This is a genomic window from Aeromicrobium sp. HA (assembly GCF_027171405.1).
GTDB lineage: Bacteria > Actinomycetota > Actinomycetes > Propionibacteriales > Nocardioidaceae > Aeromicrobium > Aeromicrobium tamlense.
In genome coordinates this window covers 2,957,064-2,975,778 of sequence record NZ_CP114372.1, presented here as the reverse complement: position 1 = coordinate 2,975,778, position 18,715 = coordinate 2,957,064, and the positions used below count along the sequence as shown (strand labels likewise).

The following is an 18,715-nucleotide window of genomic DNA, read 5'->3' as shown; positions in this document are numbered from 1 at the left end:
CATGACCGCCACCATCGAGCCCTCCGTGGAGACCACCGAGGGTCCCCGGCCCACGTTCGACTCGCTGAACCCCGCCACGGGCGACGTCGTCGGCACCTTCCCGATCGACGGCCGGGCCGAGGTCGACGCCGCGGTGGCGGCCGCGCGCGAGGCCTCCGCCTGGTGGCGCGACCTGGGCTTCGACGGCCGCAAGGAGTACCTGCTCCAGTGGCGCAGCGTGCTGACCCGCCGGCTCAGCCAGCTCGCCGACCAGGTGCACCGCGAGGGCGGCAAGCCGCACGGCGACGCGCTGCTCGAGGCCGGCCTGGCGATCGACCACATCGCGTGGGCCGCCAAGTCCGCCGGCAAGGTGCTCGGCCGCCACAAGGTCGGCACCGGCCTGCTGATGTCCAACCAGACCGCCTACGTCGAGTACAAGCCGCTCGGCGTCGTCGGCGTGATCGGCCCGTGGAACTACCCGACCTTCACGCCGATGGGCTCGATCGCGTACGCGCTGGCCGCCGGCAACGCCGTGGTGTTCAAGCCCAGCGAGTACACGCCGGGCGTCGGCCGCTTCCTCGTGGACACGTTCACCGAGGTCGTGCACGGCCGCCCCGTCCTGAACCTCGTCACCGGCCTGGGCGAGACCGGCAACCACCTGTGCACCGCCGCCGTCGACAAGATCGCGTTCACCGGCTCGGCCGCCACGGGCAAGAAGGTGATGGCGGCCTGCGCCGAGAACCTCACGCCCGTCGTCATCGAGGCCGGCGGCAAGGACTCGCTCATCGTCGACGAGGACGCCGACCTGCAGTCGGCCGCCGAGGCGGCGCTGTGGGCGGGCATGTCGAACGCGGGCCAGACCTGCATCGGCACCGAGCGCGTCTACGTGCACGAGAAGGTCTTCGACCCGTTCATGGCCGAGCTGCTCAAGCAGGCCGAGGGCATCCGTCCCGGCTACGACGACGGCGGCGTCTACGGCCCCGCCACGATGCCCAAGCAGCTCGACGTCATCCGCAGCCACATCGACGACGCCCTCGCCCGCGGCGGCCAGGCGGTCCTGGGTGGCGCCGGTGCGGTCGGCGACAAGTACGTGCAGCCCACGATCATCACCCACGTGCCCGAGGACTCGCTCGCGGTCACCGAGGAGACCTTCGGCCCCACCCTCGTGGTCAACCCGGTCAAGGACATGGACGAGGCCGTCGAGCTGACCAACGCCACGAAGTACGGCCTGGCCGGCGCGGTCTTCGGCAAGAAGCGCGCCATGGACGTGGCTGCGCGGATCCGGTCGGGCATGACCTCGGTGAACTCGGTGATCTCCTTCGCCGCGATCCCGGGCCTGCCGTTCGGCGGCGTGGGCGACTCGGGCTTCGGCCGCATCCACGGCCCCGACGGCCTGCGCGAGTTCACCTACCCGAAGGCCATCACGAAGCAGCGGATGAAGCCCGTCCTCATGCTGCAGTCGCTCACCCGCGACGAGAAGACCGAGAGCCGGTTCCAGCAGATCCTCACCGTCATGCACGGCGGGTCCAGCACGCTGCCGAAGCGGCGCTGACACGCGACAGCACGCCCCGGGCCCTGAGCGTCCGGGGCGTGCTGCCGTTCGGGTGGCGATCACTTCCGCACGCGGAAGCTCTTCTTGGCCGCCGGGCCGAGACCCTTGCTGTTCTTCGCCTGCACGTAGACGGTGTTGACGCCGTTGCGCAGCTTCGAGCGCTTGATCTTCAGCGAGCGGCTCGAGCCGCTCACGTTGCGCTTGAGCAGGGTCTTGCCGCCCTTCTTCACCACGATCCGGTAGGACGTGATCTTCGCACCGCCGTTGGACGACGGAGCCTTCCAGACGACCTTGCGGACCTTCGAGGTGCGCTTGCCGCCGACCTTCAGCGACCGCACCTTGCCGGGCTTGGTGGCCGGCTTGACGAACAGGCTCTTGAAGACCCGGTAGCGACCCTGGCCGAAGTCGGCCACGGCGAACGATCCGCCGCCCAGGATCGTGAGGCCCGTCGACTGGCTCAGCGTCGAGGCGGGTCCGCCGAGGATCTTCAGCGCCGTGTCGTTCCCGTCCGCGTTCGGTGCGAACACGCGTACCGTGGCGGGGCTGAACGTCGCGACGTGGATGCGCCCGGCCGAGTCCGCGTCGAGTCCGTTGATCTCGGTGTTCGGCAGCGCGTTGTTGATCGACTGGATCGGCGTGGCGGCACCGTCCGCCGTGCGGGAGTACGCCCGCAGCTGGGTGCCGTTGGCGGTCCACACGCGAGGTCCGGAGACCACGATCGACCGGCCCTGGCCGAGCCCGGTGACCACGCGCTCGGTCGGCGCCGGGGACCCGGTCGCAGCGGGGGAGTAGACGTTGTACGCGTTCGTCTTGCGCACGTAGATCTCGCCCCCGGCGATGTCGATGCCCCAGGCGTTGCCCGCGCCGGTGCCGAAGGTCTTCGTCGGCGCGACGTTGCCGCTGGCGTTCGGCGCGAACACGCGCACGTCCCCGGCGAGGTTGACGACGTAGAGGAAGCCGTTCGCGTCGAGGGCGACGTCGCGGGGCGAGGCCAGCCCCGTGGCCGCGCCGCTGATCCGCCGCAGCGGAGCCGAGGCGCCCGAGGCGTTCGCCCGGTGCACCACGACGGCGTTGTTGTTCTGGGACGCCACGTAGACGTTCCCGGCCGCGTCGTCCTCGATGCCGATGGGGCCGGACAGCTCGCCGCTGACGGTCTTGGTGGGCGGTGCGTCCACGTTCACCGCGGCGCTCGCGGGCGCGGCGGCGATCAGTCCGGCGACCAGGGCGCCGGTGGTCCCGAGCGCCAGCGCGCGGGAGGTGGTCTTCACGAGGGGGGTCATCGGATTCTCCAATCTGGAAGGGAAGCGTCGTTCCCATGGCGATGGAGAGGCCGGGGACCGGGACTTGAGACGGCGCGTAGTCTCGGGAGGTGACTTTTGCGCGCTATGTGGCCCTGGGCGACTCGTTCACCGAAGGTGTCGGCGACGACGATCCGGCCCTGCCGAACGGCGTGCGGGGCTGGGCCGACCGGTTCGCCGCGGCCCTCGATCGGGCGCAGGGCGGCGGCCTCTCGTACGCCAATCTCGCGATCCGTGGACGCAAGCTGATGCCGATCGCGGCCGAGCAGCTGGAGCCCGCCCTGGCGCTGCGTCCCGACCTCGTCACGATCTACGCCGGCGCGAACGACATCATGCGGCCGAAGGTCGACCTCGACGCGATCCTGGCCGAGTACGACCGCGTCATCGGGCGCCTCGTCGCCTCGGGTGCGCGCGTCGTGATGTTCACCCCGGCCGACCCGGGCGGCTCGCGGATCTACGCCGTCGTGCGGGCCCGCTTCGTCCGCTACCGCGACGCCGTCCGCGAGATCGCCGAGCGCCACGGCGCGACGCTGGTGGACTACTGGAACCTCACCGACTACCGCGACGCGCGCCTGTGGGACACCGATCGGATGCACATGTCGCCCGCCGGCCACCAGCGCATGGCGATCGCCGTGCTCGACGCCCTCGGCGTGGACCACGACCTCGAGCCGCTCGTGCTGGCCGACCCGTCCCCGATGACGGCGCTCGAGCGCGTGAAGGCGCAGCTGCAGTGGGCCGTGGAGTACCTCGGCCCGTGGATCAAGCGCCGGGTCACCGGGCGGTCCAGCGGCGACGGTCTCGACCCGCGCTACCGCGAGCTGACCCCGCTCAGCGAATCAGCCGCGTAGCTCCTTCTCCACCGGGGTCCAGCGCCGGCCGCGTGCCTTGACCACGGTGCCCGCGAGGCGCCGCTCCAGGGCCTCGGCCTCCTGCTCGATCGCCTTCTCGGCGTCGGTGCCCACGTCGGCGAGCAGCCGCACGGCCACCGTGCCATCGTCGCGGATGGCCCAGCCGCCGACGATCCGGCCGTCCTGCCAGACGGTGGGACCGGCGTTGCCCGTGGTGTCGAAGACCCGCGGACCGTGCTCGCCGAGGTACCAGGAGCGGTGCTTCCACCCCATCGTCGTGGGGTCGAGCGCCGGCAGCAGCGCCACCCACGGACCGGGATCCGGCGTGAGGTCGAGGTCGTCGGCCAGGACGAGTCCGGTGGCGTCGTCGAGCTCGACCTCGGCCGTGTCGAGGGTGGCGAGCGCGGCGGTGGTGTGGCCCTTGGTCCAGCCGGTCCACCACTGCAGGTCCTCGGGGCGGGCCGGACCGAAGCGCGCCAGCCAGCGACGGGCGACGAGCGAGCGAGAATCGGCCGCGTCGGGCAGGTCGCCCACGTCGGGCAGCCAGCGCCGCATCGACGCCCAGCGGAACTGAGTGGACGCCCACGTGCCGGTGGGCCGGGCGCGCACGACGTGGCCCTCGGCCGACATGACGGTGAGCAGCCGGCTGGCGATCGACTGCTGCGTGGCGTACTTGGTGCCGGCGCCGATCTCGATGCGCGTGGACAGCAGCGGGTCGGCGGCGGCGAGCTCGGCGCTGCTGAAGACCTCGAGCCGGTCGAACGCCGCGAGCGCGGCGGCGTGGGCCGAGGCCAGCCACTCGTCGGGCGCGTCGATGCCCGAGTCGGCGATCATCCCGCGCAGCTTGCGGTACTCGGGCCCGGCGACCGAGTGCTGCGTGGAGGCGATGTAGGCGGGGGAGTCCGCGGTGGGCACCGCGAAGACGGTGCGGCGCATCGCCAGCACGCGCACGAGCGAGCGGTCCTCGTAGAGCGCCCGCTCGACCTCGGCGATGCTGGGCTCGCGCAGCCGCGCCAGGACCGTCAGCACCATCGAGGCGGGATCGGTGCTGTGCAGGGCGGTGACCGCCGCGGTCACGTCCTCGGGTGAGTCGACCGGTGCCGCCAGCGCGTGCCTGACCGCGAGTCGGCGCCGCCGCTCGGCCTCGTCCATCCGCATGGGCCGACGCTACTGGCTCGCACCGACGGGGATGGGCCCCGTGGTGGACGTCGGCCATGATGGGGCCATGGTCGACGAGTCGGAGGAGCGCGCGTGATCTCGCGGGTCGGGGTGGTCAGGTACGTCACGCCGCTGCGTGAGGGCGGCAGCCTGCCCGGAGTGGTCGAGGGCGACGACCTCGGGACGTACGTCTGCAAGTTCTCCGGAGCCGGGCAGGGCGTCCGGGTGCTCGTCGCCGAGGTCATCGTGAGTGGACTGGCCACACGGCTGGGACTGCTCACGCCTCGCCTCGTCGCGCTCGAGCTCGACCAGGCCATCGCGCGCTACGAGGCGGACGAGGAGGTGCAGGACCTGCTGAACGCCAGCATCGGCCTCAACCTCGGCGTCGACTTCCTGCCGGGCTCCTTCGGGTTCGACGGCGACGTCGATGCCCGCGGCACCGATCACGGCATGATCCTGTGGCTCGACGCATTCTGCGCGAACGTGGACCGCAGCTGGCGCAATCCCAACCTGCTCGTGTGGCACGGCGACGTGTGGGTCATCGACCACGGCGCCTCGCTGTACTTCCACCACGCGTGGAGCCGCGGAGTCACCGACCCGGCCCGCTTCGCCGCTCAGCCCTGGGACTCCTCCGACCACGTGCTGCGTCCGCACCTCGCCGAGGTCGCGGAGGCTGACGTCCGGGCCCGGCGCGTCCTCTCGCGTGAGGTCTTCGAGGAGGTCGTGTCCGAGGTCCCGGACGAGTGGCTGACCACGACGCCCGACGTCACGCCCCAGATGCTGCGCGAGGCGTACGTCGAGTTCCTCACCGCGCGGCTCGACAGCACCGCCTGGCTCCCGGAGGTGGACGCATGAGCACCTACGCGTACCAGTACGTCGTCCTGCGCTGCGTGCCACGCCCCGAGCGGGAGGAGTTCGTGAACGTCGGCGTCGTCCTCTACTGCCAGGAGGCCGACTTCCTCGCCGTCGAGTGGGGGGTGGACCGGGAGCGGATCGCCGCGTTCGCCCCCGGCCTGGACCTGGATCGCGTCTGCGCCGCCCTGGAGTTCGTGAGCGGCGTGTGTGCCGGCGACGCTCGGGGCGGCGAGGCCTCGGACCGCCCGCTGGGACAGCGCTTCGGCTTCCTCAAGGCGCCGAAGTCCACCGTCGTCCAGCCCGGACCCGTGCACGGCGGCGTCACGGAGGACCCCGCGGCGGAGCTGTCCCGCCTGAGGTCGCAGCTGGTGGGCTGACCGTCAGGCCAGGGCGTCGCGGACGGGGATCAGCTTGGCGTCGGCCTCGGCCAGCTCGTCGGCGGGGGAGGAGTCGGCCACGATGCCGCAGCCGGCGAACAGCCGCGCACCGCGGCCGTCGGGCGCCACCTGCGCCGAGCGCAGGCCGATGCCCCACTCGCCGTCGCCCGACGCACCGATCCAGCCCACCGGGCCGGCGTAGCGGCCGCGGTCGAGCTGCTCGATCTCGGCGATGACGCGAACGGCGTCGGCCGTGGGCGTGCCGCCCACCGCGGCCGACGGGTGCAGCGAGGCGACGAGCGCCAGCACGCCGGCGTCGTCACGCAGCACGCCGGTGACGTCGGTGGCCAGGTGCATGACGTTGGGCAGGTGCAGCACGAACGGCGACTCGGGCACGTTCATGCCGGTGCAGTGCGGGGCCAGCGCGTCGGCGACGGACCGGACCGCGTACTCGTGCTCCTCGAGGTCCTTGCTGGAGCGGGCGAGCGAGGCCGCGAGCGAGAGGTCGCGGGCGTCGTCGCCGGTGCGGCGGATCGTGCCGGCGAGGACGCGCGACGTGACGAGGCCGCCCTGCAGCCGCACGAGCATCTCGGGGGTGGAGCCGAAGAAGCCGTCGACGTGGAAGGTCCAGCAGCTCGGATAGGCCGAGGCGAGGCGGGCCAGCGGCGACCGGACGTCGAGCGGCTCCTCGAAGGCGGCGTCGACCGAGCGGGCCAGGACGACCTTGTCGAGCTCGCCGGACTGGATGCGCCGGACGGCGGCCTCGACCGTGGCCGCCCAGTCGTCGCGGCGGCCCGGCTCGTCGGCGAACAGGGTGCCTGAGGGATCGGTTGGCGTGGACGTGGAGAGCGCGGGGGACGGACCCAGCGAGAGGCCGATCGTGGTGACCCAGCAGCGGCCGTCACGGCGGCCCACGACGACCTCGGGCACGGTGAGCACCGAGCCGGGTCCGTCGGCGAACGTGAAGCTGCCGAACGCGACCAGTCCGCTGCCGGGCAGCTCGACCTCGTCGCGCACGACGGAGGCGTCGACGACCTCGGCCCACCAGTCGTCGGCGGCGTCGAAGCGGTCGTCCCGGTCGGGGGAGTAGGAGGCCGCGCGGCCCCAGCCGACGATGCCGTCGCCGCCGTGCACCCAGGCCAGGGCGTCGGCGGTGGGCGGCAGCAGGGCCAGCAGCGCGCCGGGATCCTCGATCTCGCGGGACCGTACGACGAGTGGCTCGGGCCGTCCGTCGGTCGCCAGCGTGCTCACCCGATCCACCCTACTCGCGGCGCGATGAGGGCGTGCGCAGCACTGGGCGCGACGTTCGCGGGGCCGTGGGCGGCGATTCGGCCCGCAAACGTCACGCCCGGCGCTTCTCCGCGCCCCACGCGCGCGCCCGGCGAGGCCCACCGTGAGAAGGTGGCGCCATGAGAGCAGGGCTGGACAAGGATCCTCGCGACGTCGCGCGCATGTTCGACACGGTGGCGGCGCGGTACGACCTCACGAACGACGTCCTCTCCCTCGGCCAGGACCGTCGCTGGCGCAAGACGGTCGTCGCCACCGTCGATCCCCAGCGCGGCGAGCGCATCCTCGACCTCGCCGCCGGCACCGGCACCTCCAGCGCCCCGTTCGCCGAGGCGGGCGCTCACGTCGTGCCGTGCGACTTCTCGATCGGCATGCTCGAGGTCGGCAAGCAGCAGTTCCCGGGCCTCGACTTCACCGCGGGCGACGGCATGGCGCTGCCCTTCGCCGACGGCGTGTTCGACGCCGTGACGATCTCCTTCGGCCTGCGCAACATCCACGACCCGCTCCAGGGCCTGCGTGAGCTGCTCCGCGTCACGCGCCCCGGCGGCCGCATCGTCGTGTGCGAGTTCTCCACCCCCACGTGGAAGCCCTTCGAGGCGCTCTACTCCAACTACCTCATGCGGGCGCTGCCGCCGATCGCGCGACGCGTCTCCTCGAACCCGGAGTCCTACGTCTATCTCGCCGAGTCGATCCGCTCGTGGCCCGACCAGCGCGGCCTCGCGGTGCGGATGACCGAGGCCGGATGGGGCCCCGTGACGTGGGAGAACCTCTCCGGCGGCATCGTCGCGGTGCACCGCGCCGAGCGCCCCGTCTGACCCCTCCACCTCGGCGTGACGGACGCCACGCCGCGTAAGTGTTACCTAACTCACATCGTGCCCCTCGGTGTTACTAGAGTGAGGTCCACTGAGCCTGTGAAGATCTTCACAAGGTTCGTCCGAGGGTGACTGGAGGTGCCGTGAACGAGTACATCCCGATCTTGGTGCTGGGTGGCATCGCGTTCGCGTTCGCGCTGTTCAGCGTCGGCATCGCGCCGTTCACCGGCCCGGCTCGCTACAACCGGGCCAAGATGGATCGCTACGAGTCCGGCATCGAGCCGAGCCCGCTGCCCGAGGGCGGCGGCAAGGTCTCCATCAAGTACTTCTTCACGGCGATGATGTTCATCGTCTTCGACATCGAGATCGTGTTCCTCTACCCGTTCGCCGTCGCCTTCGACGAGCTGAGCTGGTTCGCGTTCTTCGCCGTCATGCTCTTCCTGCTCAACATCACGATCGCGTACGTCTATGAGTGGCGTCGCGGGGGAATGGACTGGACCTGATGGGCCTCGAGGAAAAACTCCCCAGTGGCGTGCTGCTCTCGACCGTCGAGGGCCTCGCCGGCTACTTCCGCAAGGCGTCGTTCTGGCCGGCCACGTTCGGCCTGGCCTGCTGCGCGATCGAGATGATGACGTTCGGCGCGCCACGCTACGACTCCGGCCGCTTCGGCATGGAGGTCTTTCGGCCCTCGCCGCGCCAGGCCGACCTCATGATCGTCGCGGGTCGCGTGAGCCAGAAGATGGCTCCCGTCCTGCGCCAGATCTACGACCAGATGCCCGGCCCCAAGTGGGTGCTCGCGATGGGCGTCTGCGCCAGCTCGGGCGGCATGTTCAACAACTACGCGATCGTGCAGGGCGTCGACCACGTCGTGCCGGTCGACATGTACCTGCCGGGCTGCCCGCCGCGTCCCGAGATGCTCATCGACGCGATCTTCAAGCTGCGCGACTCGATCCAGCACACGCAGCTGGGCGCCGACCGCAACGCCGAGATCCGTGAGCAGGAGGCCGCCGCCCTGGCCGCCCTGCCCACCTCCTCGCAGACGGGACTTCTCCGATGAGCGATGAGACCCAGGACGCGTCCCACGAGACGCGGGCCGAGCTGCAGAAGAGCGACGCCACCGAGCTCGAGGTCATCGAGGTCCGTGAGGGCGCCTTCGGCGTCCACGGCACCGGCGACACCAGCGGCTTCGGCGGACTGCGCCGTCCCGTGGTCATGCCCGGCGCCGCGCAGCCGCCCTACGGCGGCTGGTTCGACGAGGTCGCCGAGCGGCTCGCCTCGGGCGAGGGCCTGCACGACGCGATCGAGAAGGTCGTCGTCCACCGCGGCGAGATCACCTTCTTCATCCGTCGCGAGTCGCTGCTCCGGGCCGCCTGGCACCTGCGCGACGACGCGGGCCTGCGCTTCGAACTGTTCAGCGGCGTCAGCGGCGTGCACTACCCGGGCGACACCGGGCGCGAGCTGCACGCGGTCTACCACCTGCTCTCGATGACCCACAACCGCCGGATCCGGCTCGAGGTCACCGCGCCCGAGGAGGACCCCACGGTCCCCAGCGTCGTCGCGGTCTACCCCACGGCCGACTGGCACGAGCGCGAGGTGTGGGACATGTTCGGGATCGTCTTCGACGGTCACCCGCACCTGACCCGGATCCTCATGCCGGACGACTGGCCCGGCCACCCGCAGCGGAAGGACTACCCGCTCGGAGGAATCGACGTGGAGTTCAAGGGCGGGTTCATCCCCGCCCCGGACAACAGGAGGTCGTACAGCTGATGACCGAGACCACCACCGACCCGTACGCGGGCACGTCCGAGTCCACCTCCGGCCCCGTCTTCAACGTCACCGGCGGCGACTGGGACACGATCGAGGCCGACGCCCTCGAGGGCGACCGCCTCGTCATCAACATGGGCCCGCAGCATCCCTCTACGCACGGCGTGCTGCGCCTCATCCTCGAGATCGACGGCGAGCAGGTCCGCGACGCCCGCGCCGGCATCGGCTACCTGCACACCGGCATCGAGAAGAACATGGAGTTCCGCACCTGGACCCAGGGCGTGACCTTCTGCACCCGCATGGACTACGTCGCGCCGTTCTCCACCGAGGCCGCGTACGTCGGTGCGGTCGAGCGGCTGCTCGACATCGAGGACCAGATCCCCGAGCGCGCCACGGTCATCCGGGTGCTCATGCTCGAGCTGAACCGCATCTCCAGCCACCTCGTCGCGATCGCCACGGGCGGCATGGAGATCGGCGCCCTCACCGTGATGACGTGCGGCTTCCGCGACCGCGAGGAGATCCTCAAGGCGTTCGAGCTGATCACGGGCCTGCGCATGAACCACGCGTACTTCCGCCCCGGTGGCGTGGCCCAGGACCTGCCCGACGGCTCGATCCAGCACCTGCGCGACCTCGTCGCCCTGCTGAAGAAGCGCCTCCCCGAGTACGCGGCGCTCTGCAACGCCAACCCGATCTTCAAGGGCCGCCTCCAGAAGGTCGGCCGCCTCGACCTCGCCGGCGTGCTGGCGCTCGGCATCACCGGCCCGATCCTGCGCTCCACCGGCATGGACTGGGACCTGCGCCGCACGCAGCCCTACTGGGGCTACGACACCTACGAGTTCGACGTCGTCACCCGCGACGAGCCCGACGCCTACGGCCGGTTCATGATCCGCCAGCAGGAGATGTGGGAGTCGCTGCGGATCGTCGAGCAGTGCATCGACCGCCTCGCCGGCACCGAGGGCCAGCCCGTCATGGTCGCCGACCGCAAGATCGCGTGGCCGTCGCAGCTGTCGGTGGGCGCCGACGGCCAGGGCAACTCGCCGCAGCACATCCAGCACATCATGGGCGAGTCCATGGAGGCGCTGATCCACCACTTCAAGCTCGTCACCGAGGGCTTCCGGGTGCCGGCCGGCCAGGCCTACTTCCCGATCGAGTCCCCGAAGGGCGAGATCGCGTGCCACGCGGTGTCCGACGGAGGCACCCGGCCGTTCCGGGTCCACTTCCGCGAGCCGTCGTTCGTGAACCTGCAGGGCGTCTCGGCGATGAGCGAGGGCGGCATGCTCTCCGACGTCATCGTCGCGGTCGCCTCGATCGACCCCGTGATGGGAGGCGTTGACCGGTGACCGAGCAGATCTCCGAGACGCTGAGCGAGACCACGCTGGCCGAGCTCCGCGAGCTCGCGGCGCGCTACCCGCAGTCGCGCAGCGCGCTGCTGCCGATGCTGCACATCGTGCAGTCCGTGCAGGGTCGCGTGACCTCCGAGGGCATCGAGGCGTGCGGGCAGATCCTGGGCCTCACCGAGGCCGAGGTCAGCGCCGTCGCCACCTTCTACACGATGTACAAGCGCCGTCCGATGGGCACGCACCACGTCGGCGTCTGCACCAACACGCTGTGCGCCGTGATGGGCGGCGACGAGATCTTCGAGCGTCTCTGCGGCCACCTCGACGTCGGCAACGACGAGACGACCGAGGACGGACAGGTCACGCTCGAGCGCGTCGAGTGCAACGCGGCCTGCGACTTCGCCCCGGTGATGATGGTCAACTGGGAGTTCTTCGACAACCAGACCCCCGACTCCGCGATCGACGTCGTCGACCGGCTCCGCGCCGGCGAGACCGTGCAGTCCACACGCGGCGCCACGATCACCTCGTGGCGCGAGGCCGAGCGGGTCATCGGCGGCTTCGAGGACGGTCTGGTCGACGAGGGCCCCGCCGCGGGTCCCGCCTCGCTCGTGGGTCTCGAGATCGCCGACCAGCGCGGCTGGGCGGCCCCGCCGCTCGACGCGTCCGGCTCCGAGGCTCCGCCCGAGTCCGCCACCGAGGCCGTCGCCGAGGCGGACACGAGCCGCGCCGAGTCCGAGACCGTGGCCGACCAGACGGACACCGACGTCGAGGGTGGCGCCGACCTGCAGGAGAGCGAGGACACCGAATGACCGACGTGCTGACCCCGGTCCTCACCGCCAACTGGGCCGACGACCGCGCCTGGACGCTCGACGCCTACACGCAGCGCGGCGGCTACCGCGGCCTCGAGAAGGCCCTCACGATGGACCCCGACGCCATCATCGAGGAGGTCAAGGACGCCGGCCTGCGCGGTCGCGGCGGCGCCGGCTTCCCCACCGGCATGAAGTGGGGCTTCATCCCGCAGGACAACCCGAACCCGAAGTACCTCGTGGTCAACGCCGACGAGTCCGAGCCGGGCACCTGCAAGGACATCCCGCTCATGATGGCCAACCCCCACGTGCTCGTGGAGGGCGTCATCATCGCCTCGCGCGCGATCCGCGCCCACACCGCGTTCATCTACGTGCGCGGCGAGGTGCTGCACGTGATCCGCCGCCTGCGCGCCGCGGTGCGCGAGGCCTACGAGGCCGGCCACCTGGGCCGCGACATCCACGGCAGCGGCTACGACCTCGACCTCATCGTCCACGCCGGGGCCGGCGCCTACATCTGCGGTGAGGAGACGGCGCTGCTCGACTCGCTCGAGGGACGCCGCGGCCAGCCCCGCCTGCGTCCGCCGTTCCCCGCGGTGGCGGGCCTCTACGCCTCGCCCACCGTGGTCAACAACGTCGAGTCCGTCGCCTCGGTGCCGGGCATCATCGCCGGCGGCGCCGACTGGTTCGCCTCGATGGGCACCGAGAAGTCCAAGGGCCACGGCATCTTCAGCCTCTCGGGTCACGTCGCGAAGCCGGGCCAGTACGAGGCCCCGTTGGGCATCACGCTGCGCGAGCTGCTCGAGCTCGGCGGCGGCATGCGCGAGGGCTCGGAGCTGAAGTTCTGGACCCCCGGCGGCTCGTCCACGCCGCTGCTCACGGCCGAGCACCTCGACGTCCCGCTGGACTTCGAGGGCGTCGGCGCGGCCGGCTCGATGCTGGGCACCCGCGCGCTGCAGATCTTCGACCAGACCACGTCGGTCGTGCGCTGCGTCCTGCGCTGGACCGAGTTCTACAAGCACGAGTCCTGCGGCAAGTGCACCCCGTGCCGCGAGGGCACCTGGTGGCTCGTGCAGACGCTCCGCCGCGTCGACGAGGGCAAGGGTCAGTCCGGCGACATCGAGCTGCTGCTCGACCTGTGCGACAACATCCTGGGCCGCGCGTTCTGCGCCCTCGGCGACGGCGCCACGAGCCCGATCACGTCGGCGATCCAGTACTTCCGCGAGGAGTTCGAGGCCGGCATGACCACGCCGAGCCGCGAGCTGTTCCCGCCCGCCGCCTCGACCCTGTTCGCGAAGGAGGCCGTCCGATGACCGTCACCGAGCCGAACCCGACCGACACGACGCCCGTCGACCTGGTCACGCTGTCGATCGACGACGTCGAGGTCAGCGTCCCCAAGGGCACGCTGGTGATCCGTGCGGCCGAGCTCATCGGCACCGAGATCCCGCGGTTCTGCGACCACCCGCTGCTCGCGCCCGTGGGCGCCTGCCGCCAGTGCCTCGTCGAGGTGCCCGACGCCGGCAACGGCCGCCCGATGCCGAAGCCGCAGGCCTCGTGCACGCTCGAGGTCGCGCCCGGCATGGTCGTGCGCACGCAGGTCACGTCGCCGGTCGCCGAGAAGGCCCAGGAGGGCATCCTCGAGTTCCTGCTGGCGAACCACCCGCTCGACTGCCCCGTCTGCGACAAGGGTGGCGAGTGCCCCCTGCAGAACCAGGCGCTGTCGCACGGCGCCTCGGAGTCGCGCTTCATCGAGACCAAGCGCCTGTTCCCCAAGCCCCTGCCGCTGTCGAGCAACGTCCTGCTCGACCGTGAGCGCTGCGTCCTGTGCCAGCGCTGCACCCGCTTCCAGTCCGAGATCGCGGGCGACCCGTTCATCGCGCTGCTCGAGCGCGGCGCCCAGCAGCAGATCGGCATCGCCGAGGACGTCCCGTTCGGCTCGTACTTCAGCGGCAACACGATCCAGATCTGCCCGGTGGGCGCGCTCACCAGCGCCGACTACCGCTTCCGCTCGCGCCCGTTCGACCTCATCAGCGTCCCGTCGGTCGCCGAGCACGACGCGTGCGGCTCGGCCATCCGCGTCGACCACCGCCGCGGCAAGGTCATGCGCCGCCTCGCCGGCGACGACCCCGAGGTCAACGAGGAGTGGATCACCGACAAGGACCGCTTCGCGTTCACGTGGTCGCGCCAGGCCGACCGGCTCACCACGCCGCTCGTGCGCAACCCCGAGACGGGCGAGCTCGAGCCCACGTCGTGGCCCGGAGCCCTCGCCGTCGCGGCGCGCGGACTCGCGGCCGCTGCCGGCAAGGCCGTCCTGACCGGCGGCCGCCTCACGGTCGAGGACGCGTACGCGTACGCCAAGTTCGCCCGGGTCGCGCTCGGCACGAACAACATCGACTTCCGCACGCGGGCCACCGCCAAGGAGGAGACCGAGTTCCTCGCCGCCAAGGTCGCCGGCACGCCTGCGAGCGTCCGCTTCGCCGACCTCGAGAAGGCGTCCACGGTCGTCCTGGTGGGCCTCGAGCCCGAGGACGAGGCCGGGGCGCTGTTCCTGCGCCTGCGCAAGGCCAGCCGCAAGGGCGTCAAGGTCGTCGCCCTCGGCACGCACACCACGCGGGGCCTGTCGAAGATGAGTGGCACGCTCGTCCCGACGATCCCCGGCCAGGAGCCCGCGGCGCTGGCCGAGCTGGCCCTCGAGCCCGGCGCGATCATCCTGGCCGGCGAGCGCCTCGCCACGGTCCCCGGCGGTCTCTCCGCCGTCGCCGCCAAGGCCACCGAGACCGGGGCCCGCTGGGCCTGGGTCCCGCGCCGCGCCGGCGACCGCTCGGCGCTCGACGCCGGCTGCCTGCCCACCCTGCTGCCCGGCGGTCGCCCGGTCGCCTCGGCCGAGGCGCGTGCCGACGTCGCCGCCGACTGGGGCGTCCCGAGCCTGCCCGACGAGGCCGGCCTCGACACCGACGCGATCATCGCGGCCGCGGCCGCCGGTGAGCTCGGCGCGCTCGTCGTGGGCGGCGTCGACCTCGACGACCTCGCCGATCCGTCGGCCGCCCGCGAGGCGCTGCGGGTCGTCGACTTCGTCGTCAGCCTCGAGGTCCGCGAGTCCGCCGTCACCGCGCTGGCCGACGTGGTCCTGCCCGTCGCGCCTCCGGTCGAGAAGGCCGGCACGTTCGTGAACTGGGAGGGTCGCCCGCGGCCCTTCGCGAAGGTCCTGATCGATTCGCCTGCTCTTCCCGACGTGCGGGTCCTGGCCGGCATCGCCGAGGAGCTGGGTCGCCCGATCGGCATCCGCACGGTCGACGAGGCCGCCGCCGAGTGGCACGAGCTCGGGCCGTGGGACGGCAAGCGCGCCGCCTTCCGCGCCCGCAAGCAGGCCGCCGCCAAGTCCACCGCGCAGAAGGTCGTGCTCGACACCTGGAAGCAGCTCGTCGACGACGGCCGCCTCCAGGACGGCGCCGACCACTACCGCCAGACCGCGCGCGTCCCGGTGCTGAGGGCCAGCGAGGCCACGCTGCTCGCTGCCGGCGTCGCCCCGGGCACCGAGGCCACCCTGACCGGGCCCTCGGGCTCCGCCTCGTTCGTCGCGGAGGCCGCCTTCATGCCCGACGGCGTCGTCTGGGCGCCCACGAACTCCGGCGTCCACCTCGGCGCCGCCCTCGGAGCCGGGCACGGCGCCCGCGTCGTCCTCTCGGGAGGCATCGCATGATGGAGCTGTTCGGCAACGATCCCTGGTGGGTGGTGGCCCTCAAGGCCCTGCTGATCTTCGTGTTCCTCGTGCTCTACACGCTGTTCAACATCTGGTTCGAGCGCCGCGTCGTGGCCCGCATGCAGCACCGCATCGGCCCCAACGTGAACGGCCCCTTCGGCCTGCTGCAGAGCCTCGCCGACGGCGTGAAGCTGGGCCTCAAGGAGGAGATCTTCCCCAAGGCCGCCGACAAGGTCGTCTACTACGTCGCCCCGATCATCGCGGTGGTGCCGTCGTTCCTGGCCTGGGCGGTCATCCCGTTCGGCCCGGTCGTGAACTTCTTCGGCGAGGAGACGCCGCTGCAGCTGACCGACCTGCCCGTCGCGGTGCTCTACATCCTGGCCGTCACCTCGGTCGGCGTGTACGGCATCGTGCTGGCCGGCTGGTCCTCCGGCTCGATCTACGCCCTGCTCGGCGGCCTGCGCTCGAGCGCCCAGGTGATCAGCTACGAGGTGGCGATGGGCCTGTCGCTCGTCGCGGTGTTCATCTACGCCGGCTCGATGTCGACGTCGGAGATCGTGGCGGCCCAGGAGGACATCTGGTTCTTCATCCCGCTGCTGCCGTCGTTCATCATCTACGTCATCGCGATGGTCGGCGAGACCAACCGGGCCCCCTTCGACCTCCCCGAGGCCGAGGGCGAGCTGGTCGGCGGCTTCCACACCGAGTACTCGTCGTTCAAGTTCGCGATGTTCTTCCTGGCCGAGTACATCAACATGGTCACCGTCGCGGCGCTGGCCACCACGATGTTCCTCGGCGGCTGGCGCGCCCCGTTCGGCATCGCCCAGATCTGGGAGGGCGCGAACGAGGGCTACTGGCCCGTCCTGTGGTTCTTCCTCAAGACGCTCGGCTTCATCTTCATGTACATCTGGCTGCGTGGCACCCTGCCCCGCATGCGCTACGACCAGTTCATGCACTTCGGCTGGAAGTGGCTCATCCCGATCGCGCTGGGCTGGATCGTCGCGCTGGCGTTCATCCGCAAGCTCCAGGTCGAGGACATGCTCGACCAGAACGCCATGCTGATCGCCGCGGCGGTCGCCGGCGCCCTGCTCATCGTCACCTTCTTCCTGCCCTCGCGGGACGACGAGGACGAGGAGCCCGAGCCGGAGCCCGCGGAGTTCGACGCCTTCGCCGGCGGCTACCCGGTGCCGCCGCTGCCCTCGCAGCGCGCCACCGCTTCCTCCGCACCGACCACCTCGCAACCCACCGATGGGGGAGTGTGACCATGACGACGCTCAAGGAGACGCTCTGGGACCCGATCGCCGGCTTCGGCGTGACGTTCCGGACGATGTTCAAGAAGCCCGTCACCGAGAAGTACCCGTTCGAGAAGGTGCCCACGGCGCCGCGCTTCCACGGACGTCACCAGCTCAACCGCTGGCCCGACGGCCTGGAGAAGTGCGTCGGCTGCGAGCTGTGCGCCTGGGCATGCCCCGCCGACGCGATCTACGTCGAGGGCGCCAGCAACACCGAGGACGAGCGCTTCAGCCCCGGTGAGCGGTACGGCCGCGTCTACCAGATCAACTACCTGCGCTGCATCCTGTGCGGCCTGTGCATCGAGGCCTGCCCCACGCGCGCGCTGACGATGACCAACGAGTACGAGCTGGCCGACGACAACCGCGCCGACCTGATCTACGAGAAGTCCGACCTGCTGGCGCCGCTGCTGCCCGGCATGGTCGAGCCGCCGCACGAGATGCTCATCAGCGACGACCACACGGACTACTACCGCGGGAAGTCGCTGCCGATCGTCGAGACCACGAGCGGCACGGAGGCGACCTCGTGACGGCGTTCTGGATCCTCGCCCCGGTCATGGTGCTGGCGGCGATGGGCCTGATCTTCGCGCGCAAGGCCGTGCACGCGGCGCTGTGCCTGGCGGTCGTCATGATCAGCCTCGCGATGCTCTACGCGGCGCAGGGCGCCCCGTTCCTGTTCGCGGTGCAGATCATCGTCTACACCGGCGCGATCATGATGCTGTTCCTGTTCGTGCTGATGCTCGTGGGCGTCGAGACCGCCGACTCGGTCGTCGAGACGATCAAGGGCCAGCGCGCGGCCGCCGTGGTCGTGGGCATCCTGTTCGCGCTCGTGCTGGCCCTCGCGGTCGCGCAGTCGGTCTCCTCGGCGGTCGTCGGCATCGGCGAGGCCAACGCGAACGGCAACGTGCACGGACTCGCCTCGCTGCTGTTCAGCAAGTACGTCATCGCCTTCGAGTTCACCGCGGCCCTGATGATCGTCGCGGTCCTGGGCGCCATGGTGCTGGCGCACCGCGAGCGCCTCGTCGACCCGCCCACGCAGGCCGAGCTGCAGGAGCGCCGGATGCGCGACTACGCCGAGTCCGGCAAGCACCCCGGCAACGCGCCCACGCCCGGCGTCTTCGCCCGCCACAACGCGGTCGACACCCCGGCCCTGCTGCCCGACGGCACGCCGCTGCCCGAGTCGGTGCCCGGCACGCTCGTGTCGCGCCACCAGTTCGAGGTGCACGGCGCCGAGGACGTCACCCACGTGGTCGGCGAGATCTCGGCCAGCGACATCGATCCCGACGAGCGTCCGCTGACCACCGAGAAGCCCGACACCCGAAAGCCCGACACTGACGACGATGAGGGGGTCACGCCATGACCGAGTACCTCACCCTGTCGATGCTGCTGTTCTCGATCGGCGCGATCGGCGTGCTCGTGCGCCGCAACGCGATCGTCGTGTTCATGTGCGTCGAGCTCATGCTGAACGCCACGAACCTCGCGTTCGTCACCTTCGCGCGCCAGCACGGCAACCTCGACGGCCAGGTCGCGGCGTTCTTCGTCATGGTCGTCGCCGCCGCCGAGGTCACCATCGGCCTGGCCATCATCGTGTCCATCTACCGCACGCGTCGGACGACTTCGGTCGACGAGGCGAACCTGCTGAAGGCCTGAGGGAGACGC

At 71.2% G+C, this 18,715-nt stretch carries 19 protein-coding genes; 16 read left to right on the top strand and 3 right to left on the bottom strand.

All coding sequences use genetic code 11. The features are described from left to right. The first annotated feature begins 1 nt into the window (after window position 1). Complete coding sequence (locus O3S82_RS14725; protein WP_179422626.1) at window positions 2-1,531, top strand: aldehyde dehydrogenase family protein; 1,530 nt, start codon at window positions 2-4, stop codon at window positions 1,529-1,531. Between the two features lie 59 nt (window positions 1,532-1,590). Here the strand turns inward: O3S82_RS14725 and O3S82_RS14720 are convergent, their stop codons facing one another. Beyond that, window positions 1,591-2,811: a hypothetical protein gene (locus tag O3S82_RS14720; protein ID WP_269303809.1), complete on the bottom strand. Its 1,221-nt coding sequence runs from the start codon at window positions 2,809-2,811 to the stop codon at window positions 1,591-1,593. Window positions 2,812-2,900: 89 nt separating this feature from the next. Between O3S82_RS14720 and O3S82_RS14715 the strand changes: the two genes are divergently transcribed. Next, window positions 2,901-3,677, top strand: coding sequence for an SGNH/GDSL hydrolase family protein (locus O3S82_RS14715; protein ID WP_269303807.1), 777 nt, complete (start codon window positions 2,901-2,903; stop codon window positions 3,675-3,677). On the opposite strand, the gene O3S82_RS14710 is transcribed toward O3S82_RS14715, so the two are convergent. Then, entirely contained in the window at window positions 3,666-4,835 is a 1,170-nt protein-coding gene (locus O3S82_RS14710; protein WP_269303805.1) for a winged helix DNA-binding domain-containing protein, read from the bottom strand. The two genes, O3S82_RS14715 and O3S82_RS14710, sit on opposite strands and share 12 nt — an antisense overlap. A gap of 93 nt (window positions 4,836-4,928) precedes the next feature. Here O3S82_RS14710 and O3S82_RS14705 point away from each other — a divergent pair, with 93 nt between their 5' ends. Then, window positions 4,929-5,690 (top strand): HipA family kinase, encoded by a 762-nt coding sequence (locus tag O3S82_RS14705; RefSeq protein ID WP_269303803.1) that lies wholly within the window; start codon window positions 4,929-4,931, stop codon window positions 5,688-5,690. Beyond that, window positions 5,687-6,067, top strand: a complete 381-nt coding sequence (locus O3S82_RS14700; RefSeq protein WP_179422634.1) for a DUF3037 domain-containing protein — start codon at window positions 5,687-5,689, stop codon at window positions 6,065-6,067. The genes O3S82_RS14705 and O3S82_RS14700 overlap by 4 nt, the downstream gene beginning before the upstream one ends. 3 nt (window positions 6,068-6,070) lie before the next feature. Here O3S82_RS14700 and O3S82_RS14695 read toward each other — a convergent pair whose 3' ends face one another. Then, window positions 6,071-7,318 carry an isochorismate synthase gene (locus O3S82_RS14695; protein ID WP_269303801.1) on the bottom strand — a complete coding sequence of 416 codons (1,248 nt, stop codon included), beginning with the start codon at window positions 7,316-7,318 and terminating at the stop codon, window positions 6,071-6,073. 158 nt (window positions 7,319-7,476) lie between these two features. Here O3S82_RS14695 and O3S82_RS14690 point away from each other — a divergent pair, with 158 nt between their 5' ends. The 12 genes from O3S82_RS14690 to nuoK all read left to right on the top strand — a co-directional run bounded on the left by O3S82_RS14690 (window position 7,477) and on the right by nuoK (window position 18,706). After that, window positions 7,477-8,169, top strand: a complete 693-nt coding sequence (locus tag O3S82_RS14690; RefSeq protein WP_269303799.1) for a demethylmenaquinone methyltransferase — start codon at window positions 7,477-7,479, stop codon at window positions 8,167-8,169. Between the two features lie 140 nt (window positions 8,170-8,309). Then, window positions 8,310-8,669, top strand: a complete 360-nt coding sequence (locus tag O3S82_RS14685) for an NADH-quinone oxidoreductase subunit A (protein WP_179422640.1) — start codon at window positions 8,310-8,312, stop codon at window positions 8,667-8,669. Next, on the top strand, window positions 8,669-9,223 hold the full coding sequence (locus tag O3S82_RS14680; protein WP_179422642.1) for a NuoB/complex I 20 kDa subunit family protein: 555 nt from the start codon (window positions 8,669-8,671) through the stop codon (window positions 9,221-9,223). Before O3S82_RS14685 ends, O3S82_RS14680 begins: the two co-directional genes overlap by 1 nt. After that, on the top strand, window positions 9,220-9,933 hold the full coding sequence (locus tag O3S82_RS14675) for an NADH-quinone oxidoreductase subunit C (protein WP_269303797.1): 714 nt from the start codon (window positions 9,220-9,222) through the stop codon (window positions 9,931-9,933). The genes O3S82_RS14680 and O3S82_RS14675 overlap by 4 nt, the downstream gene beginning before the upstream one ends. Continuing rightward, window positions 9,933-11,270, top strand: a complete 1,338-nt coding sequence (locus tag O3S82_RS14670) for an NADH-quinone oxidoreductase subunit D (RefSeq protein WP_269303795.1) — start codon at window positions 9,933-9,935, stop codon at window positions 11,268-11,270. The genes O3S82_RS14675 and O3S82_RS14670 overlap by 1 nt, the downstream gene beginning before the upstream one ends. Further along, window positions 11,267-12,076 (top strand): NADH-quinone oxidoreductase subunit NuoE, encoded by an 810-nt coding sequence (gene nuoE / locus O3S82_RS14665; protein ID WP_269303793.1) that lies wholly within the window; start codon window positions 11,267-11,269, stop codon window positions 12,074-12,076. The genes O3S82_RS14670 and nuoE overlap by 4 nt, the downstream gene beginning before the upstream one ends. Continuing rightward, a complete protein-coding gene (gene nuoF / locus O3S82_RS14660) occupies window positions 12,073-13,383 on the top strand; it encodes an NADH-quinone oxidoreductase subunit NuoF (RefSeq protein WP_269303791.1) in 1,311 nt (436 codons plus the stop codon). Before nuoE ends, nuoF begins: the two co-directional genes overlap by 4 nt. Continuing rightward, window positions 13,380-15,770: an NADH-quinone oxidoreductase subunit G gene (locus O3S82_RS14655; protein ID WP_269303789.1), complete on the top strand. Its 2,391-nt coding sequence runs from the start codon at window positions 13,380-13,382 to the stop codon at window positions 15,768-15,770. The genes nuoF and O3S82_RS14655 overlap by 4 nt, the downstream gene beginning before the upstream one ends. Continuing rightward, a complete protein-coding gene (gene nuoH, locus O3S82_RS14650; RefSeq protein WP_269303788.1) occupies window positions 15,767-17,029 on the top strand; it encodes an NADH-quinone oxidoreductase subunit NuoH in 1,263 nt (420 codons plus the stop codon). The genes O3S82_RS14655 and nuoH overlap by 4 nt, the downstream gene beginning before the upstream one ends. A 2-nt stretch (window positions 17,030-17,031) precedes the next feature. Continuing rightward, on the top strand, window positions 17,032-17,586 hold the full coding sequence (nuoI, locus tag O3S82_RS14645; protein ID WP_179422656.1) for an NADH-quinone oxidoreductase subunit NuoI: 555 nt from the start codon (window positions 17,032-17,034) through the stop codon (window positions 17,584-17,586). After that, window positions 17,583-18,416, top strand: a complete 834-nt coding sequence (locus O3S82_RS14640; protein WP_331283449.1) for an NADH-quinone oxidoreductase subunit J — start codon at window positions 17,583-17,585, stop codon at window positions 18,414-18,416. Before nuoI ends, O3S82_RS14640 begins: the two co-directional genes overlap by 4 nt. Beyond that, entirely contained in the window at window positions 18,413-18,706 is a 294-nt protein-coding gene (gene nuoK / locus O3S82_RS14635) for an NADH-quinone oxidoreductase subunit NuoK (protein ID WP_179422660.1), read from the top strand. The genes O3S82_RS14640 and nuoK overlap by 4 nt, the downstream gene beginning before the upstream one ends. The last annotated feature ends 9 nt before the right edge of the window (window positions 18,707-18,715 follow it).

Excerpts from the sequence above, each read along its gene's own strand:
- O3S82_RS14725 (WP_179422626.1), top strand. The coding sequence starts at position 2 with ATGACCGCCACCATCGAGCCCTCCGTGGAGACCACCGAGGGTCCCCGG.
- O3S82_RS14720 (WP_269303809.1), bottom strand. The coding sequence starts at position 2,811 with ATGACCCCCCTCGTGAAGACCACCTCCCGCGCGCTGGCGCTCGGGACC.
- O3S82_RS14710 (WP_269303805.1), bottom strand. The coding sequence starts at position 4,835 with ATGCGGATGGACGAGGCCGAGCGGCGGCGCCGACTCGCGGTCAGGCAC.
- O3S82_RS14700 (WP_179422634.1), top strand. The coding sequence starts at position 5,687 with ATGAGCACCTACGCGTACCAGTACGTCGTCCTGCGCTGCGTGCCACGC.
- O3S82_RS14690 (WP_269303799.1), top strand. The coding sequence starts at position 7,477 with ATGAGAGCAGGGCTGGACAAGGATCCTCGCGACGTCGCGCGCATGTTC.
- O3S82_RS14680 (WP_179422642.1), top strand. The coding sequence starts at position 8,669 with ATGGGCCTCGAGGAAAAACTCCCCAGTGGCGTGCTGCTCTCGACCGTC.
- O3S82_RS14675 (WP_269303797.1), top strand. The coding sequence starts at position 9,220 with ATGAGCGATGAGACCCAGGACGCGTCCCACGAGACGCGGGCCGAGCTG.
- O3S82_RS14670 (WP_269303795.1), top strand. The coding sequence starts at position 9,933 with ATGACCGAGACCACCACCGACCCGTACGCGGGCACGTCCGAGTCCACC.
- nuoF (WP_269303791.1), top strand. The coding sequence starts at position 12,073 with ATGACCGACGTGCTGACCCCGGTCCTCACCGCCAACTGGGCCGACGAC.
- O3S82_RS14655 (WP_269303789.1), top strand. The coding sequence starts at position 13,380 with ATGACCGTCACCGAGCCGAACCCGACCGACACGACGCCCGTCGACCTG.
- nuoH (WP_269303788.1), top strand. The coding sequence starts at position 15,767 with ATGATGGAGCTGTTCGGCAACGATCCCTGGTGGGTGGTGGCCCTCAAG.
- nuoI (WP_179422656.1), top strand. The coding sequence starts at position 17,032 with ATGACGACGCTCAAGGAGACGCTCTGGGACCCGATCGCCGGCTTCGGC.
- nuoK (WP_179422660.1), top strand. The coding sequence starts at position 18,413 with ATGACCGAGTACCTCACCCTGTCGATGCTGCTGTTCTCGATCGGCGCG.